The sequence below is a fragment of the Paenibacillus prosopidis genome (assembly GCF_003337375.1).
Classification (GTDB): domain Bacteria; phylum Bacillota; class Bacilli; order Paenibacillales; family Paenibacillaceae; genus Pristimantibacillus; species Pristimantibacillus prosopidis.
Genome location: NZ_QPJD01000010.1, coordinates 195,407 through 212,369, shown reverse-complemented (window position 1 = coordinate 212,369; position 16,963 = coordinate 195,407). Strand labels below are relative to the sequence as shown.

Sequence of the window (16,963 nt, the reverse complement as noted above, 5' to 3'; positions counted from 1 at the left end):
CCCCAAAGGCGTTATTTTGTTAAGCTTAGGCTTTACTTGACAATTGCAATAGCCAGTCCGTCGTAACCTGGCAGTACGGTGCTCATGAGACGTTCGTCAGAAGCGATTGTTTCATTAAAGGAACGAACCGCCCGAACCGCTGGTCCCGCTTTGGCTGGATCTGTCGTTCTACCGCGGAGCAGGATGTTATCGGCTACAATGATCGCCCCCGGCTCAGCCAGCTCGATCGCGTAGTTCAAATAGACCGGATAGCCTTCCTTATCGGCGTCAATGAAAAAAAAGTCAAACTTCCTGCCAGCCGACTTCAGCTCGACTAGGCTTTGCTTCGCATCGCCGATCAAGTATTCTACTTTGTCACCTAACCCGGCTGCTTCCATATGTACCTTTGCAACATCTGCATAATTTTGCAGCAGCTCCAGCGAAACTAGACTTCCCCCCGCTCGCAGACCGCGCGCCAAACAAATGCCGCTGTACCCGCCAAGCGCTCCAATTTCCATAATTTTTTGTGCTCCCGACATGGTCACCAGCATCGTCAACAGCCTTCCATAACCGTCAGCTACTGAGATATCCGGCATTCCATTCGCGGCAATACCTGCTTTTACCCGTTCAAGATCAGTGTCTTCCCCGTAAAGCGAATCCACATATTGTTCATTTAGCAACATTATTTTTCTCTCTCCATTTTTACAATTTGTAAAAACAACCTGATTTGTCCTATACTTGATTGTAAGTTTTTGTTCGTGAGGTTACAAGCTTAAGCTTCCTATGCGGTCTTGCTGCCGCTAATTATAAATGAAGAGAGAGTGTAAAATGGAAAAGTTACAGCTAATTGCAACCGCACCGATGGGATTAGAAGCGGTTGTGGCACGTGAGCTGAAGGATTTGGGCTATACCGACCTGCAAGTGGAAAACGGTCGCGTTAATTTTACAGGCGGGCCTATCGATATTTGCCGTACCAACCTATGGTTGCGCACAGCGGGTAGAATTCTTATCAAAATGGGGGAATTTCCTGCTACTACTTTTGAAGAGCTGTTTGAAGGAACGAAAGCGCTGGATTGGCCGACCTGGATTCCGGAAGACGGGGAGTTCCCTGTTGACGGCCGCTCGCAAAAATCGCAGCTCACAAGTGTTCCGGCCTGCCAAAGTATTGTCAAAAAAGCAGTTGTAGAAAAAATGAAGGAACGCTACGGAACGGAGTGGTTTCCTGAGGACGGCGGACGTTACGTAATTGAAGTAACGCTTATGAATGACCGGGCGATGCTCACGCTCGATACGACCGGTGCCGGTTTGCATAAACGGGGCTATCGTAAAGCAGCAACGGAAGCGCCTATCCGTGAAACGATGGCGGCTGCACTCGTTCAACTAAGCCGCTGGAGTCCGGAACGGCCGCTTTACGATCCGTTTTGCGGTTCGGGGACGATCCTCATAGAAGCTGCTATGATTGGCTGGAACATTGCGCCGGGACTGCGCCGCAGCTTTAATAGCGAAGGCTGGCCGCTTATCCCGGACGAGCTCTGGGATGAAGCGCGCGATGAAGCTTTCGATTTAGTTAAGGATGATATACCTTTGCAAATCGCCGGGTCGGATATTGATCCGAATGCTATCGAAATCGCCGAGGCTGCCATTAAGAAAGCAGGCTTCGGCAAAGATATTAAGTTATCCGTGCAACCGGTCGCAAAAGTTAAGCCTCAGGGCGACTACGGCGTAATGATTACAAATCCTCCTTACGGCGAACGTCTCGGTGACGACAGTGAAGCGGAAGCCGCTTTGCGCCAATTTGGCTTGACCGCGCTCCATTACCCGACATGGTCATTTTTTGCAATCAGTCCGGCTACGACGGTCGAGCATTATTTCGGACGTCCTGCCGACAAGAAGCGCAAGCTGTTTAACGGCCGCATCGAATGTAATTACTATCAATTTTTCGGCCCCCTGCCGCCTCGCGGGAAACGGGATTAACACGTAAGAAAGGACACTAAGCTTATGTTGTTACCTACTCAAAAGAGTACGGCGCGTCGCGGTATGAGCATGCTCTTAATTGGTCTGGAGCGGCTTAAAGCTGTCGACTTGCTCATGTTTATCATCGTAATGATGGCCAAGCTTTATTTGTTTTCAAAATTTCTTGAAATGAACCAAATGTCTATGAATAACATAGACGCTCAGATTGAACTTGGAGCGGTCCTTCTCGTTGTCTGTTGGACTATTTGGTTGCCTGCACGGGGACGAATTATTGCTCTCATCGTCCTTAATGTGATACTCTCCTTTGTTTTATTTGCCGATCTGATTTATTATCGTTACTTTCAAGATTTAATATCGGTACCTGTGCTGCTGCAGTTAAGCCAAGTTGATTCCCTTGGCGGCAGCATCGGAACGCTGCTGCGGGTGAAAGATTTCATTTTTTTCTTTGACTGGCTGATCATTATTCCCTTTGCGGTTTATGTGATTTGGCGGGGACGCGGAGATATACGCAATAGTCGCAGCCCATCGCGCCGCACTGCTCCGTTGTGGCGTAAAGCAATCGTACGTATCGCGCTGAGCGCTGTTATTTTCGTCACCGGTACGACGCTGGTTTTCAATCATGTCAATGAAGCAAAGCGTACGTGGGCTCACGGTATTTTCGTCGGTGCATGGTGGAACTTATCCATATATAATGTAACGGGCGCGCTTGGCTTTCACGGCTATGATGTTTTTCGCTATTTGAAACAAAATTGGCTGGATGCAGAAACGGTAACGGCTGAGCAATCGGCGGAAGCCAGGGCATGGATGAAAGCGCGCGGTGACCTTCGGGGAGCTATGGAGCAGGATCCGCTTTTTGGCGCGTATGAGGGAAAGAACGTCCTTATGGTACAAGCTGAGGCGTTTCAAAACTTTATGATAGGCAAATCCGTCGGCGGTCAAGAAGTTACGCCTCATTTGAACAAGCTTATTCAAGAAAGTGCGTACTTCAGTCAGTTTTATCACCAGACGGCACAAGGCAGAACAGCGGATGCTGATTTATCGGCCAACTGCTCGATGCAGCCTGTAACGAACGGTGCCGTGTTTATCCAGTACGCTGCCAACGAATTCGACTGTTTACCTGAAACGCTGAAGAAAAACGATTATTCGACAACCGTATTCCACTCCTATGAAGGCGGCTTTTGGAATCGGAATACGATGTATCACAATATGAAGTACGATAAATTTTACAGCTTGAAGCATTTTAATTTGGATGAGAAGGTCGGCTGGGCGCTGGGGGACAAATCGTTCTTCAAGCAATCGCTGGACGTCATTTCGGATCAGCAGCAGCCGTTCTACTCGTTTCTTATAACACTCTCGAGCCATCATCCGTACACGATGCCGGATACGGAGAAAAAGCTTAACGTCGGTAAGCTTAACGGCACAATAATGGGTGACTATTTGCAGTCCATTCATTATGTCGATGCCGCTCTCGGCGAGCTGGTCGAACGGATGAAAGCAGAAGGCCTTTGGGACGATACGATTTTCATCATGTACGGTGACCATGACAATTCGATTAAGGACTGGAAGATGTTTGAGACATTTCTCGGCGAGCCTCTAAATGAGCTGCAGCGGGAAATGATTCTAAAGCAGGTCCCTCTGCTCGTGCATTTGCCGAATGATGAGCATACAGACACGTATACGAATGTGGGCGGGCAGCTCGATGTAACGCCGACAATCCTGCATTTGCTTGGCATTTCCACGGCCGATCAATATTTAATCGGTACTCCGCTATTGACCGAACAGCCGCTTGACGGCAAAAAGGTCGTTCTGCGGGGCGGCGCATGGACAGACGGCACCGTCTATTATATGCCTTCCAGCGACGGGATCGCCGAGAACGGCAAGTGCTGGAATATCGCCGCTAATACAGCTGTCGATATGAATGCTTGCATCGGTACAATTGAAGAAACGCGTACTGAACTGCTTATCTCCGATCAAATCGTGATGAACAATCTCATCGAATACTTTAAGGAGCAAGCCTCCACGGAAGCACGCGTCGATGTCAAAAGCAAAGACAGAAGCGCCGTCCAAACGGCTGCCCGGCAATAAGTGGCTGTCTTAAAAGTTAGTAGGCTCACTTTTTCTGATTTTGTCTATTTCTGCTATCTTGTGCAAGTTATGGCCAAGTGAGTTGCGTGGATTAGGGTTCCGCTAGCTTGAACGGATGCGGACATAAGATCCGTTAATTATGTAAAAGAGGCTTGAAATGCGAATCGTACGGACATTGGATCCGCTATACGCCTGAGAATGCACCTAAAATAACTGTTTTGCAGCAAATAACGGATTTGATGTCCTTGTACGCTAGTCATGAATCCATTTCGATTCTTACACACACTAATGTCAGCTTATATACGTAAATAGGGGTTGTCTCTCAGGTCTTAGTACCTTTTGAGACAGCCCCTATCGCAGCTTATTTTCCGTTCTGCGCTAACCAGCCAAGAACATCGTCAATTGTTTTTACCGGCACGATGTTTAAATCAGGAGCAGCACCCCGGGCTTCCTGCTCTGATACCGCGGGGACGAAGAAAACATCGGCATCGGTCCTGCTGACCGCATAGGCCTTCTGCGGGATACCCCCGACGAGACCAATGGAGCCGTCTGCTTCAATGGTCCCCGTTCCCGCCACCTGTATCCCCTTAGTCACACCGCCCGGCGTCAGCTGATCAATGAGCGCCAATGTTAGCATAGCACCATGCGACGGTCCCCCGATATGCGCCATATAGCGGTTATAATTAACGCTGCGAGGTATATCCAATTGCAGCTCCGTCTGAACCGAGATGCCGAATACGGCCCTCTCCGGCGCATCGGCAGAAGCCTTCGTTGGTACCTCTACCTGGGTTTCGGTACCGTTCCTCCGTAGTGTAACGGACAAAACCTGGCCGGGCTTGACTGATTCGCCCATATAAGAGGTCATTTCATTTATGGTTTTCACAACGTGGCCATCCAATTTATCAATAATATCGCCAGCCTTCAGAAGCTGCTCTGCCGGACTATCCTTCACTACCGCAATAACCCGTACACCGTCGGCCGTTACCCCTCCGCCAACTCCCGACTTCTGCATTGCAACAGCAGCAGCAATGCTATTCGCATCTGTTTTCATCATGACGACCTGAGTGTATGATTCCGTCAGCGGCGGTTCGTCATCCGGTATTTTCTCGAACGAATACAGTGGCAGTATCCGCGCATATAACCAATCTGCGGGCACCGCCGGCCTATCGAACACTAACACTCCATTAATCGTACCGCCGCTCTCTCCGCCTTCTACGTGCGCATAGCGATTCATATTGAGCGTCATGCCGGGATAAGTGACCTCATAGCCTGTCGGCAAAAGGAGAAGCAAGAGCATAACAGCGGTGACAAGAAATACGGTGCCGCTTCGCTTCGGCATTATCAAAAGTCGCCGGCGCCCCGCTGTACCACCCGTGTCATGCGGTGCAGCCAACGCCTCGCTTAGCAGCATATCCACGAAAATAAATGGAACAGGTGCAACAACAAAAAACAGTACGAGAAGCGGCTTCTCTGAAGCAAATAATACAAAACCCGCTCCTGCTAGAGCTAGAGCGCAAATAACAAGTCGGAGCAGCTGCAGCAAACCGGACAGCGCCTTCGCCGCTCGTGAATGTGAAATCAAACCCGTTCCGTTTAACCGCCGGGCTTTCCGATGCTTCATGTAGCCAAGCCATGCTCCGGCCAGCCAACTAAGAGGAACTAGCGCGAGCACATAGAACAAGCGATCGATCATCTCAATCCATTGCACGCCTCCGCCAGTCTGAAGCGGAGCCGGCAACCATATGAGCTCTGCGGCAATCAAACACACGAGTGCAGTTGCCAAACCAAATATATAATAATGAATAGGCTTCATTTAACCAATTGCTATCCTCCTTCATTCGCAGGTACTACATCGCTTGATGACAAACGAAAGACCCGACGACCATGATCCTCTCAATCGCATACAAAGACCCAACGAATGCTGTTTTCGTTGGGTCTTGTTGTGAGTATTCCAATTATGTAAATCGTTATTTCTTCTTTTTTATATAAGGAAGAGCCTTCTCGATGGCTTCATCCTCGGTTGCCGCCTTCACGTAACGGCCATTTACAAATATGAATGCGTAGCGGGCGCACGGTCCGCAGTATGACTTGCAGCCGACCCGAATTTCCGCATCGGGCACCAGCTTCTGCAGCTTAGGCACAATCGTTTTCATCTTCATGTGCTTGCATTTATCACAAACTCGTATATCGTTAGCCATCATTCAACGTCCTATTCCCAAAGGTTACTGAAGAAGAATCCTAGTGGTCGCCGTGGTTGCCCTTGGTTGGATTCGTAATTGCAAAGCCTTCTTCCGGCACATAGAAATAATCGATGCGAACGCCGTCCAGAAACTCATTGTCTTTCTCCAGGATCACATCAATTTCTTTGTCCGTCGATACGATTTCGTCCTTATCCGACGCTACATCAATCGCCATACCGTAATGGGCATGGTCGCCATGGGAATGAGTAACGTAAACACGAAGCATTTTACCTTCGTTTTCCGGCTTGTCCAATTCTGCTTTTATAACCTTTGCGGCGTTTTTAGAAATTTTGCAATTCATTGTTTATCCAGCTCCTCTTATTCGTATGCCTTGCGGCAATCATCGTTATTTCATATTATACTTGCTCTCCATTCTACGGGCAAACCAATCCGCAAGGAACATCGTCACAGCGATATCGTCAACCGGTAAAAAAGGCAACGGCAGCACATCCGGCAAAACCCAGTACAATAGCACAGGCACTGAAAAAAACAGCTTGTCTATAAGTGAAACGTCTCTTGACTTCAACAATTGAAAAATACGGACAAACGTCCGCTGCCAGTGGCGCAGCGACAGTAATTTACGCATCAGGAATCCCGCCTTTGCTGACCTTTGCCACTTATTATACCATATTAGGGCAGCTGCAAGTCATAATCGAAGCGCCTCTAACAGCAGAGGCTGCAGCTCCACATAGATGCTGTCAAAGTTGCTCATCGGCAGCGGGTTCTCGCCATAGCCTGCCTCAACCGTAAATCCAGGCCTTCTGTACTGCTGAATGAACCAATCTTTATAGCCCGCATCGCTGCCTGTCAGCTTTACCGGCTTATATCCGCTTACTTGTCCTAGCTTCCATGCCAGCTGCTCCGCTTCAGCCGGCTCGTAATCACGGTAATTCCAGTAAATTTCCCGCCCTTGCGTATGAAGCGCCAAGACAGCATCGAACGCAATCGTCTCTGTAAACCGGGCCATCGCAATCGCCTCGGGCTCGCTTAGCGGATACGGGCCCGGATAGTCACGGGGACCCGGGCCCGCTAATCCACGGCGCTTGCACTCCTCTTCCCAAAAAGCAGGGAACTGGTCATTTAAATCGACGCCGCGTATATTGGCCTTCCAGCCGCTGAACTGGTCTGAGCCGCCGTTCCATGCGATTAGCTGCCTATGCCATGGATGCGACGGTGACGTTCCGCGCTGCGCGAGCTCCACTCCATCCGGGTTGACCATGGGGACTGCCCACAGGGTTACTCGATTGCAGAGTTCTACCACCTGTTGGCCGCTTATACGCTCTCCGCTGCAGAATGCCGCCGACAAATCCGCCACAAAGCGCATGAGCAAGGCAGAAGTAATCCACTCATTTGCGTGAAAGGAGCCGTTCATATGAATGTTGCGCGGACCGGTGCCGCATCGCAGGGCAAGTAGAGGCTTGCCCATTACGCTCTCTCCGATGACATAAGCGGAAAGAAACGGATATCTGTCTGTAAGTTGTCTGCAGCCTTCCACCAAATCGAGATAGCCGTACGTTTCCACCGAATACATAAGGATCGCCTCCAATATCGCGAATTTGTTCCTATCATGCTATGCGGTACTGCGCTTGTCCTATGAAGCAAGCGAAAAAAAGAAGCCGGGCCTGCGGCTGCAGGCTTCGACTCCTTCTTCATTTAGCTTATATTCGGCACTTGCCATACGACGGGCGTAAGCTCGATTTGCTCACCCAGCCATTGCTGGGCGATCGTTTTAAACACCCGCGATTCACCACTGCAAAAAAAATGATGCACAGGTACGGTACCGCCACGCGCGAGCTTTCGTTTGTCCTGCAAAATTGTACTTATCTCACGTGCCGTCTCGTCCGCGGAGCTGATCAGTTTGACGCTCTGACCCATCACCTCGGATATGGTTTCCGTCAGAAATGGATAATGTGTACAGCCAAGTATTAACGTATCCATTGGATAGCTGTGCAAGTGACCGATTGAACCGCGAACCGTCTCATACGTTTCAGGCGAACGGAAATTACCCATCTCCACAAGCGGCACGAATTTCGGACATGCTTCAGATACCACCAGCACATGGGGTGAAAGCTCTCGCAAGGCTTGCTCATAAGCGCCGCTCTTAATGGTCCCCTCTGTTCCGATGACACCGATACAGCCAGTAACTGTCCGCCCGATAGCCGCTCTTGCACCCGGATTGATGACGCCTACGACAGGAATGGCAACTCTTGAACGAATATCTTCGAGTGCAGCGGCAGTTGCCGTATTACATGCTATAACGATCATTTTTGGGCGAAACTGTACTAAGTAATCAACAATTTCGCGTGTAAATTTAACTACCTCGTCTGAAGAACGCGGGCCGTAAGGCGTGCGGGCCGTGTCTCCAAAATAAACAATTTTTTCTCGCGGCAGTTGGCGCATCACTTCTTTGGCAACGGTGAGGCCGCCTACGCCGGAATCTAGTATCGCAATCGGTTGCTGCACAAACACACCGCTTTCCTAAACTAAGTGTAATGAATCGAGACAGAATAGCATATGAATACGAGCACAAAAAAGTACCTACATCTTAACTCAAAATCGGACAAGGTTCAAGAAAGCGGAATGTCTAAGAGCCGTCAGTAGCCTTGACAAATTAAATTATATGACTTAATATTTAAATACTTTAACTATTAAACAATGAAATAATAAAGAGGTGAACAATATGCAGCAGGAATCCGGCTCGTCATCGGAGCATGTCGTGGAACGATTCCACAAAGCAATGCTAACGACCCATCGCCGGCTCGGATCACTTATTTCACAGAAGCTGGACAATGATTTAACCGGTCCCCAGTGCTTTATTTTGAGCATGATCTCGAAGGAGCAAAATATTACCGTATCCCATCTCGCCGACAAAATGGAAGTAAAGCCGAGTGCAATCACGGTTATGCTCGATCGGCTTGTCAATAACGGATACGCTGAACGCATTCACGATTCGAAAGATCGGCGTGTCGTTTTAGTGAAATGCACGGAAAAAGGCCACGAAGCTTTGTTGCGCGTTAAGGGGGATATCGAAGCGCTCCTTAAGCATCATTTGAAAGAGCTCGATGTCAACGAGTTGCTTCGATTTGTTGAAACATTTGAAAAGATAGCAGCCGAGCTTTCGAAGGATAATACCGAGCCGCGAACCGACTGACTTCCAATGAGAGGAGACCAATCAAAATGGAATATACACAACAAGCGGATGCACCGCTTAACTCTTCAGATACAGGCAATAAGCGGGGATTATTAATTATCGGCCTGCTCATTGCAATGCTATTCGCAGCGCTCGACGGCACGATTGTCGGTACCGCGATGCCAACGATCATTAGAGAAATGGGCGGCTTAGAGCTGATGGCATGGCTTACCACGGCTTACATGCTCACTTCGACGACAATCGTGCCAATTGCCGGCAAGCTTGCCGATTTACTTGGCCGAAAAATGGTTTACGTTCTCGGAATTATCATTTTCATCATCGGCTCAGCTCTTTGCGGCTTGGCCGGAAACATCGAACAGCTTATTATTTTCCGCGCAATCCAAGGTCTTGGCGGCGGTATTATGATGCCAATGGCGATGATTATTATCGGTGATTTATTCACTGGCAAGCAGCGTGCGAAGTGGCAGGGCGTGTTTGCGGCCGTGTTCGGACTCTCTTCCGTTCTTGGGCCCCAAGTCGGCGGCTGGATTGTCGATGCTTGGAACTGGCGCTGGGTATTTTACATTAACTTGCCCGTAGGCGTGGTTGCTGCGGTACTAATCGCGATTTCGCTTAGCGGCAAGAAAACCGAAGGTCCTGTCAAATTTGACTGGGCCGGCATTTTCACAATGGTCATTGGCGTGGTCAGCCTATTGCTTGCTCTATCGCTTGGCGGCAGCGAGTTTGACTGGCTGTCATGGCAAATTATTGGCATGTTTGTCCTTTCCGCCATCGCACTCACACTATTTGTACGTATAGAAGCTACAACGGAAGAGCCTATATTGCCTGTCAAGCTGTTTAAAGACAAAACGTTTACGATGATTAACGGGATCGGCTTCTTTATGAGTCTAGGTATGTTCGGGGCCATTATGTTCGTGCCGCTCTTCATGCAATGGATTGTCGGCATTTCCGCCTCCGAATCCGGAACGGTCATGATGCCGATGATGGTTTCCATGATGATCTTCAGCGTTTTTGGCGGTCAAATTGTCTACAAAATCGGCGTTCGCCCACAGCTCGCGATCGGGATGATTATTGTGGCTATCTCGTTCTTCCTGCTCACAACGCTGGACGCATCGACGGCCAAACTCACCGCATCTTGCTTTATGATTGTTCTGGGGATCGGCATCGGTCTAGTTATGCCGCTGCTAACGCTCGTTCTGCAGGAAACATTCCCGAAATCCCAGCTGGGTGTCGTTACATCGTCAAGCACCTTCTTCCGCCAAATTGGCGGGACGTTCGGAATGACCTTGCTCGGTGCCGTTATGAACATGCAATCCAGCAGCCAACTAAAGGAACGGCTTATGCCGCTTCTCGGACAGCTGCCTGAGGAAGCGAAGCAATTCGCTGATCAAACATCGGCAACCGTTGCTTCGAACCCGCAAGCCATTTACTCCACCCTCCTCGATCCGACGATATTAGCTCAATTTCCGAAGGAGCTTACCGATAAAATGGTGCCTGTAGTGCAAGCCACGCTTATTGATTCGCTTCACACGGTGTTTTGGGTAGGTCTGGTTTTTATTTTGATAGGAACAGCATTAACGCTGTTTTTGAAAAATGTGAAAATCATGCAGCAGCCGAAAAAAATGAACGAGACTGAGGCCTCTGAGCCGCAAATGCATCTCATTTAATGTGAATGAGTAAGAGCCGAGCGCCTTCTACTTGAAGCGCCCGGCTCTTTTTTGGTGTGATTTATCTTCGATTACAGTTCCTTCGATGCTGCAGCTTCCGTCTCGCCCGCTTCGACCGCTTCAATCGCACTTGTCTCTAATTCGCCATCCGGTAATACAATGGTTACTGCAGAATCAGTAACTTCTGAAGCTCCATTTGTTTTGGTCCAACCTTTAACGCTGCTCACGACGCTGCCAGCCGCCTGCTTCGTTCTGTCAGCAATTTGCACCGCTTGACCGCCGATTTGCTTTGCGATTCGTCCGGTCGTATCACTCACTTGACCGGCCACCTTCACCGTTGTATCACTAACCTTTTGTGCGTTTGCAGAAATATCCTGACGCAGCTCCTTGCCAGCCTTCGGCGCTAAAAGCAGCGCTGTAATCGAGCCGACAACACCTCCAGCTAATGCACCAAGCAAAAATCCTTTTGTTTGTTTACGTGTTGACATAATAATCGCTCCTTTCGTTCTTAGAATGCCCTTCGTCTCTGCTCACTGATTCGGAATCCGATTCGGATACGGTAACATGTTCATCTGCAGGCGCTGCCGCCTTTCGGTTAGTTTGCCACAGCTGCCAGGCTGCCATTCCAAGCTCAGCCCATTCGAATGCCTCACCGACTTGGCGCTTCGTTGATGACCGCTTCGCATGAAGCTCAGCGGATTCTGACAGTATAGACGTAACACGCTCAACTGCCGATGTCGTATGCGCGATTGCTCCTCCGACCTGTCCGGCCGCTTCGAACAACCGGTTAGCCGATTGCAGCTGACGATGCGCAGCGCGAATGGTCTCCTCTGCAGGCTTAACGAGTCCACTGAGCTCAGAAGCCACCTTCTGCAAATCATGCTGCATCGCTTCGGCTGAAGATTGCATTTGCTTTAGTCTGCCGAGCGCCGAACGCATTCCAAGGAGTATGCCCGCCACCAATACAACAAATGCGACTGCAGCTACAGCTGCGCTCCATGTCATAACCATGCCTGTATCCCTCCTCCTCCATCAATTGCAGGGCAAAAACATATGATTAACAAGGGCGAATGCCCACTTGCGTAATGACAGTATAAGCAGCATGGGCTCGTCTTGACACAACGTAATTAAAAATGGTATATCGCAGAAGCCAAACAAAAATAGGCACCTAACCAGATCAATTTAGGATCTGCTTAGGTGCCTATTGCATAACGCAATGATTCTATTAACCGATATGATAACTGCATTTGCCTCCGCCTTTAGCCAAACAATCCGTTCGTTCAACCGGCACGTCGAGCAAAGCTTCAAATAAAGATAGCTCGCATTTACAAGCTTGCTGGTATTTACCGGCAACCTGCGCAATCGGACAATTATATTCATTAAGGATGAAGTTACCGTCGCTTTGGCGTTCTATGTCAACCATATAGCCGCCTGCATTCTGAATCGCAGCCAGCTCGCTTATTTTCTGCTCCAGGCTCTTGCCCGCCATCCGCGGCTCATAGCGTTCAAGCAGTTTTTTCTTGCGGCCTTCAAACATTCGGTCAATTAGCGCTTCAGTATCCGGATCTTCCGCAAGCTCGTCCAGTAAATCCAAGGCGAGAAGATGATAATTTTTTGGAAACAGCTCATCCGCCTCAGCCGTTAGCTCGTAGGCATGAAGCGGTCTGCCCATCGCCTGGCGCACAGATACGATGTTCACGCTGCCTTCGCTTTCCAGGGCATACATATGCCGCCGAATCGCCATTTCTGTTAGTTCAAGCTTATGCGACAAATCGCCCGCATTCATTCTGCCGCTCGTCTTGAGCAGCATCAATATACGCTCGCGTGTCGAACCATCCCCTCGCGACTCTACTGTATGACCAGCAGCACGCACTGTTCCGCTCCGCTTCAACCCTTCACCACCTCTGCAGGCTTGATAGCGACATTGTAACGTATTTTAACGTTTTCGTAAATCAAGCAGATACTGCTAATCCTTTCTACAGCTCGCGCTCCAAATAACGTTCAACGGATTGCTTGAACGCGGGCAGCAGCTCAGATAATGTTCTAGTCAGCGGATGCAGCTCGCTTCTCGGCCATTTGTAATAGTCCTGAACAAGCGGCTTTCGCAGCTTGACAAGCTCAGTCAGCGTTTCCAGCATTTGCGCAGGAAATACACCTTCCGCACCTGTAATTTCGATGATATCCTCATAACTGCTGGCATCCCTCATTAGAAACCCGTCGATCAGGAAACTGCCGATATCAGTTACCATTTCTATAGCTAGATGTAGTGCTCTTTCTTGCGCCAGCCCTTCCATCATGCTGCCCTGCCAATTAGCGGCTAGAGCTCGCAGCGCCGATGCAATATCCGGCATTGTATCCAGCCGTACAGCTATTTGTTCTCGATTCACATAATACATAAATCAGTCGCCCGCTTTCAGCCTTACTTCTTTTTTTTCGCCTTGCGTTTAAGCCATGCTACCATAATAATGCTGCTAAAGATGATGACAAGCAAATAAGTCAAAATTTCATAAACATCTCTCATTTTTACCGCTAACCTGCCTCTCAGCTTTCGAAATCGACGCTGACGGAAGCTTCGCGGACTTGCAGCATATGCTCGATTACTTTTTTATGTACAGGATGTACTTGATACGCCTCCAGCGCTTCCATTGATTCGAATTTCGTAATAAGCGCAATATCGTAAGAACGCTCCGAATGCAAAATGTCAGTACCGACCTCAATCGATTTCAGCTCTTCGATTTTGTCTTCCATATCCCTCAGGACCTGAGCGGTACGCGCAACGCTCTCCGCGCTGTTGTCCTTCAATTTAAAACAAACGATATGAGTAATCATTCGAATCTTCCTCCTCTTATTTGTCGCATGACTTTCGTCCTTTTGTCACATAATAACCTAAGCAGTCGCATTACGGCAATCTTTATGGTGAAGGAGATCGGAACGTTATGCGCTATCCGGTTACAATTGCAGCTACAATTATTGGACTTGCTATATGCTTGTTTAATTCGACGGGCTATGACCCGCACAACTTTGTATTCTTTATGCTCAGCATCCCCGCTTGGATCGTCGATTTATTTGTCGACGTGCACGAGGTAAGCGTCCTGTTCATGTATGTGCTGACGGTTATCACCTGGGCACTGCTCGGCTATATCGCCGATATGCTTATCGCACGCGGACGAAGCCGTGACCATAACCGCCGTTCAGCTTAACAAAAAGGAGCCTTTCGGCTCCTTTCGCTTTTTACCATTCATTTCACGCCTACGCCGCTTCGACGATCAGCTTAGATTCCATTGTTTTGTGTCCTACGCCGCATGGAATAGAGCAATAAATCCGATATTCGCCTGGCTCAGTAAATTCCAAATCCATTTCTGGATGGTCATTGTCCAGAGCTACCTGGAGCTCATCAATATGAATGCCGTGAATGCCGCTTTTATTCGAAAGCTTCAATCTAACCTTGTCGCCAACCTTAACTTTGTACTCAGCCTGGTCAAATACAAAATCATTTGATGCCACAACCTTCATTAAAGTCATGCCTTCCGGCAACGAGGCAGACTCATCAACCGGCTTTTCGGGCAGGGCGAATGTGAGCAAATATAAGCCCAGCAACGACGCCGCTGTAAACAATATAAACATAATCCACTTGTGCATTGCTACGTGCTCCCCTTTGCGATCATAATGTCTACCTCTTATATTACATAAGATCGTCCGAAGTTCTCAACCTTAAACTGCGGAAAGAGGAAAAGTTTTTTTGTTTTTTTGACAAATCCATGAACAAAACCATATTCAGCGGGACAAATACTGCTTTAACACCCGCTCAGACTCTGCCTTCACAAACCCCCACAGCATAAAAAAACGGTGATGGTATCCCCGGCACACATATTGCGCATGCAGCCCATCCGCTTCGCGTTTCTCCTCGTACACTTTAATGCCCGTCTCGCGAAACTGCCGCCTGATGGCCGCAAGATCAAGCAGCACCCGATCTTGGATACCCCGCAGCATGGATTCATAAAAACGCGGCAGCTTAATGGCTGAAGTGCCGATAACACGAATATCATGATCTAAAATGCGCATAACTATACCAAGCAGCACGTACCGCTTCACCAGTTCGAGCTCATCCTCGGTCTGTATCGGCGGATGCGGAGCTGTCCTCACCCCGCCGCGAGCTTCTTCCTCTTTAGCGGCCATTGCCACCCCTCCAAACCAGAACATCTGTTCTTATTATATCGAGAAGCGGCTCTTTCATGCAAGTACAATTACTGTCAGCCGAAAGTTACTTTTTCTCCTTGAGCACTTCGATTATTTTGCGGAGCTGATCGGGCATAGGCAATCCGATCCGCCCGTAATTTTCAGTAATGGAAATCAACTCGTTCGCAATATAGAAATAAATGGCCGCACCCATCGTTACATTATTTAATTCAAGCAAAATATCGATTCGATGAGCGAGCAGAATAACGAGCAGCGTTAAGCCTTTACGCGCCAATCCCCATGAACCGAATACGCTATTCAGTCCTCTTCCTTCTTTAATGGATGCTGTAACGCCTGTAACATAATCGACACCCATCGCAACTATTAATAAGGTTAGCGACTCCACCCAGCTGCCGAAAGCAAACGTAATAACCGAGCCAACCAGACCGCAAAAGGAACTCAGCCAGACTAACGGCAATTCTCCCACCTCTCCTTCATTCGAATTTACAATATTATATGCTGAAAAATGGCGGTTGTCCGTCATCTGACCTAAGCCGTTCACGCCATTCTATGAAAGGGGCGTCTGCTTACTAATATTTTCATATTGGAAAATGCTAGGAAAGATAGTATTGTGTATAAAGCAACAATTCTAATGGGGGTGACAGGCATGCAGCTATTTTTGAAACTTACTGTAAAGCTGCTGCGTTTAAACAATTATTTCGTAGCATTGCTGACGCTGCTGCTCGTATTCATCAGCTCGCTTGTTGCCTTCCTTCTTGAGCCGGAAACGTTCGGAACGTTGTTTAATGCGATTTGGTGGGTCATGACGACGGTCGCGACGGTCGGCTACGGTGACTATTTTCCAAAGACAGTCCCCGGCAAGGTTCTCGCCATGCTGCTGTATGTGTTCGGAATCGGTCTATTAAGCTTATTAATTGGTAAAATATTTGATTCGATTGCTGAATTGCAGCGGAGAAGGGAGAGTGGGAAGTTGAAATATCAAGGTCAGAACCACATCATTGTCATTAATTGGAGCAAGAAAGCGCAGCTTGCCATTGAAGATTTACTTGATTCGGATCCTGCTGTCGAGATCATTATTATAGATAACAGCGAAAAGCATCCTTTTGATCAGACCAGAGTCCATTTCGTAAGCGGTGATCCTACCTCGTCCGATGTGCTTGAGCAAGCCAGCATTCATACTGCACGTTCGGCCATTATTTTTGCCGATCCGCGTATTGACGACTCCTCGCTGATAGACGGCAAATCAATGCTTATCGCCTCCAGCATTGAACAGGCGGCTCCCGCTGTCCATACGACGGTAGAAATCGTGCTCGAGAAGCATATTCGCAATTTCCGCCACGTACAAGTAAATGATTTTATATTATCCCACGATGCGGTTTCCAGACTCGCGGTCCGTTCTGCGCTGAAGGAAGGCAATGTGGACATATTCATGCAGCTGCTCAGCCGGAAATACGGAGAGGACGTGTTCGAGGTTGAAGTTGATCCTGCATGGACGACATACGGCGACGCCTTCCAAGCGCTGCTGCGCCAAGGGGCAACGCTTATCGCTGACCGCACGGATATGACCATTAACCGCCGGCTTGAGGCTCCGATTCCAACCGCTGCACGCTTATTCGTCATTTCTAATGATGAAACTATTACGAAGATTCGATCAGAAAGGCGGCTATAAA

General features: G+C 48.7%; 21 protein-coding genes. 6 read left to right on the top strand and 15 right to left on the bottom strand.

Features of this window, described 5'->3' with window-relative positions:
* Positions 1-32 precede the first annotated feature (32 nt).
* Entirely contained in the window at positions 33-662 is a 630-nt protein-coding gene (locus DFP97_RS17280) for an O-methyltransferase (protein ID WP_114381436.1), read from the bottom strand.
* 145 nt (positions 663-807) lie between these two features.
* Here DFP97_RS17280 and DFP97_RS17275 point away from each other — a divergent pair, with 145 nt between their 5' ends.
* Complete coding sequence (locus DFP97_RS17275) at positions 808-1,953, top strand: THUMP domain-containing class I SAM-dependent RNA methyltransferase (RefSeq protein WP_114381435.1); 1,146 nt, start codon at positions 808-810, stop codon at positions 1,951-1,953.
* A 63-nt stretch (positions 1,954-2,016) separates the two neighbouring features.
* On the top strand, positions 2,017-4,038 hold the full coding sequence (locus tag DFP97_RS17270) for an LTA synthase family protein (RefSeq protein ID WP_245976334.1): 2,022 nt from the start codon (positions 2,017-2,019) through the stop codon (positions 4,036-4,038).
* Between the two features lie 361 nt (positions 4,039-4,399).
* Here the strand turns inward: DFP97_RS17270 and DFP97_RS17265 are convergent, their stop codons facing one another.
* From DFP97_RS17265 to racE, 6 genes are all read right to left on the bottom strand, one after another.
* Positions 4,400-5,851, bottom strand: a complete 1,452-nt coding sequence (locus tag DFP97_RS17265) for a PDZ domain-containing protein (RefSeq protein WP_114381433.1) — start codon at positions 5,849-5,851, stop codon at positions 4,400-4,402.
* A 154-nt stretch (positions 5,852-6,005) separates the two neighbouring features.
* Positions 6,006-6,236, bottom strand: a complete 231-nt coding sequence (locus DFP97_RS17260) for a YuzB family protein (protein ID WP_114381432.1) — start codon at positions 6,234-6,236, stop codon at positions 6,006-6,008.
* A 40-nt stretch (positions 6,237-6,276) separates the two neighbouring features.
* Complete coding sequence (locus DFP97_RS17255; RefSeq protein ID WP_114381431.1) at positions 6,277-6,579, bottom strand: iron-sulfur cluster assembly accessory protein; 303 nt, start codon at positions 6,577-6,579, stop codon at positions 6,277-6,279.
* Positions 6,580-6,624: 45 nt separating this feature from the next.
* Positions 6,625-6,864: a hypothetical protein gene (locus tag DFP97_RS17250; RefSeq protein WP_114381430.1), complete on the bottom strand. Its 240-nt coding sequence runs from the start codon at positions 6,862-6,864 to the stop codon at positions 6,625-6,627.
* Between the two features lie 60 nt (positions 6,865-6,924).
* Positions 6,925-7,809, bottom strand: coding sequence for a M14 family metallopeptidase (locus DFP97_RS17245; protein ID WP_114381429.1), 885 nt, complete (start codon positions 7,807-7,809; stop codon positions 6,925-6,927).
* Positions 7,810-7,931: 122 nt separating this feature from the next.
* On the bottom strand, positions 7,932-8,741 hold the full coding sequence (gene racE, locus DFP97_RS17240) for a glutamate racemase (protein ID WP_114381497.1): 810 nt from the start codon (positions 8,739-8,741) through the stop codon (positions 7,932-7,934).
* Between the two features lie 217 nt (positions 8,742-8,958).
* Here racE and DFP97_RS17235 point away from each other — a divergent pair, with 217 nt between their 5' ends.
* Positions 8,959-9,429, top strand: coding sequence for a MarR family winged helix-turn-helix transcriptional regulator (locus DFP97_RS17235; RefSeq protein ID WP_245976332.1), 471 nt, complete (start codon positions 8,959-8,961; stop codon positions 9,427-9,429).
* A 26-nt stretch (positions 9,430-9,455) separates the two neighbouring features.
* Entirely contained in the window at positions 9,456-11,096 is a 1,641-nt protein-coding gene (locus tag DFP97_RS17230; RefSeq protein ID WP_114381428.1) for an MDR family MFS transporter, read from the top strand.
* Between the two features lie 71 nt (positions 11,097-11,167).
* On the opposite strand, the gene DFP97_RS17225 is transcribed toward DFP97_RS17230, so the two are convergent.
* The 5 genes from DFP97_RS17225 to DFP97_RS17205 all read right to left on the bottom strand — a co-directional run bounded on the left by DFP97_RS17225 (position 11,168) and on the right by DFP97_RS17205 (position 13,925).
* Positions 11,168-11,584 carry a YtxH domain-containing protein gene (locus DFP97_RS17225; RefSeq protein WP_114381427.1) on the bottom strand — a complete coding sequence of 139 codons (417 nt, stop codon included), beginning with the start codon at positions 11,582-11,584 and terminating at the stop codon, positions 11,168-11,170.
* On the bottom strand, positions 11,571-12,107 hold the full coding sequence (locus tag DFP97_RS17220; protein ID WP_114381426.1) for a DUF948 domain-containing protein: 537 nt from the start codon (positions 12,105-12,107) through the stop codon (positions 11,571-11,573). Before DFP97_RS17220 ends, DFP97_RS17225 begins: the two co-directional genes overlap by 14 nt.
* 214 nt (positions 12,108-12,321) lie before the next feature.
* Positions 12,322-12,987 (bottom strand): helix-turn-helix transcriptional regulator, encoded by a 666-nt coding sequence (locus DFP97_RS17215; protein WP_281270980.1) that lies wholly within the window; start codon positions 12,985-12,987, stop codon positions 12,322-12,324.
* Between the two features lie 85 nt (positions 12,988-13,072).
* Positions 13,073-13,492 (bottom strand): DUF86 domain-containing protein, encoded by a 420-nt coding sequence (locus tag DFP97_RS17210; protein WP_114381425.1) that lies wholly within the window; start codon positions 13,490-13,492, stop codon positions 13,073-13,075.
* 145 nt (positions 13,493-13,637) lie between these two features.
* Positions 13,638-13,925, bottom strand: a complete 288-nt coding sequence (locus DFP97_RS17205) for a Dabb family protein (RefSeq protein WP_114381424.1) — start codon at positions 13,923-13,925, stop codon at positions 13,638-13,640.
* Positions 13,926-14,032: 107 nt separating this feature from the next.
* Here DFP97_RS17205 and DFP97_RS17200 point away from each other — a divergent pair, with 107 nt between their 5' ends.
* Positions 14,033-14,296 carry a hypothetical protein gene (locus DFP97_RS17200; RefSeq protein ID WP_114381423.1) on the top strand — a complete coding sequence of 88 codons (264 nt, stop codon included), beginning with the start codon at positions 14,033-14,035 and terminating at the stop codon, positions 14,294-14,296.
* Positions 14,297-14,345: 49 nt separating this feature from the next.
* Here DFP97_RS17200 and DFP97_RS17195 read toward each other — a convergent pair whose 3' ends face one another.
* The 3 genes from DFP97_RS17195 to DFP97_RS17185 all read right to left on the bottom strand — a co-directional run bounded on the left by DFP97_RS17195 (position 14,346) and on the right by DFP97_RS17185 (position 15,750).
* Complete coding sequence (locus tag DFP97_RS17195) at positions 14,346-14,735, bottom strand: cupredoxin domain-containing protein (RefSeq protein ID WP_114381422.1); 390 nt, start codon at positions 14,733-14,735, stop codon at positions 14,346-14,348.
* A gap of 135 nt (positions 14,736-14,870) precedes the next feature.
* Positions 14,871-15,272 carry a YhjD family protein gene (locus DFP97_RS17190; protein WP_114381421.1) on the bottom strand — a complete coding sequence of 134 codons (402 nt, stop codon included), beginning with the start codon at positions 15,270-15,272 and terminating at the stop codon, positions 14,871-14,873.
* 85 nt (positions 15,273-15,357) lie between these two features.
* Entirely contained in the window at positions 15,358-15,750 is a 393-nt protein-coding gene (locus DFP97_RS17185) for a phage holin family protein (RefSeq protein WP_245976330.1), read from the bottom strand.
* Between the two features lie 189 nt (positions 15,751-15,939).
* Between DFP97_RS17185 and DFP97_RS17180 the strand changes: the two genes are divergently transcribed.
* Positions 15,940-16,962: a potassium channel family protein gene (locus DFP97_RS17180; RefSeq protein ID WP_114381419.1), complete on the top strand. Its 1,023-nt coding sequence runs from the start codon at positions 15,940-15,942 to the stop codon at positions 16,960-16,962.
* Position 16,963: the final 1 nt, after the last annotated feature.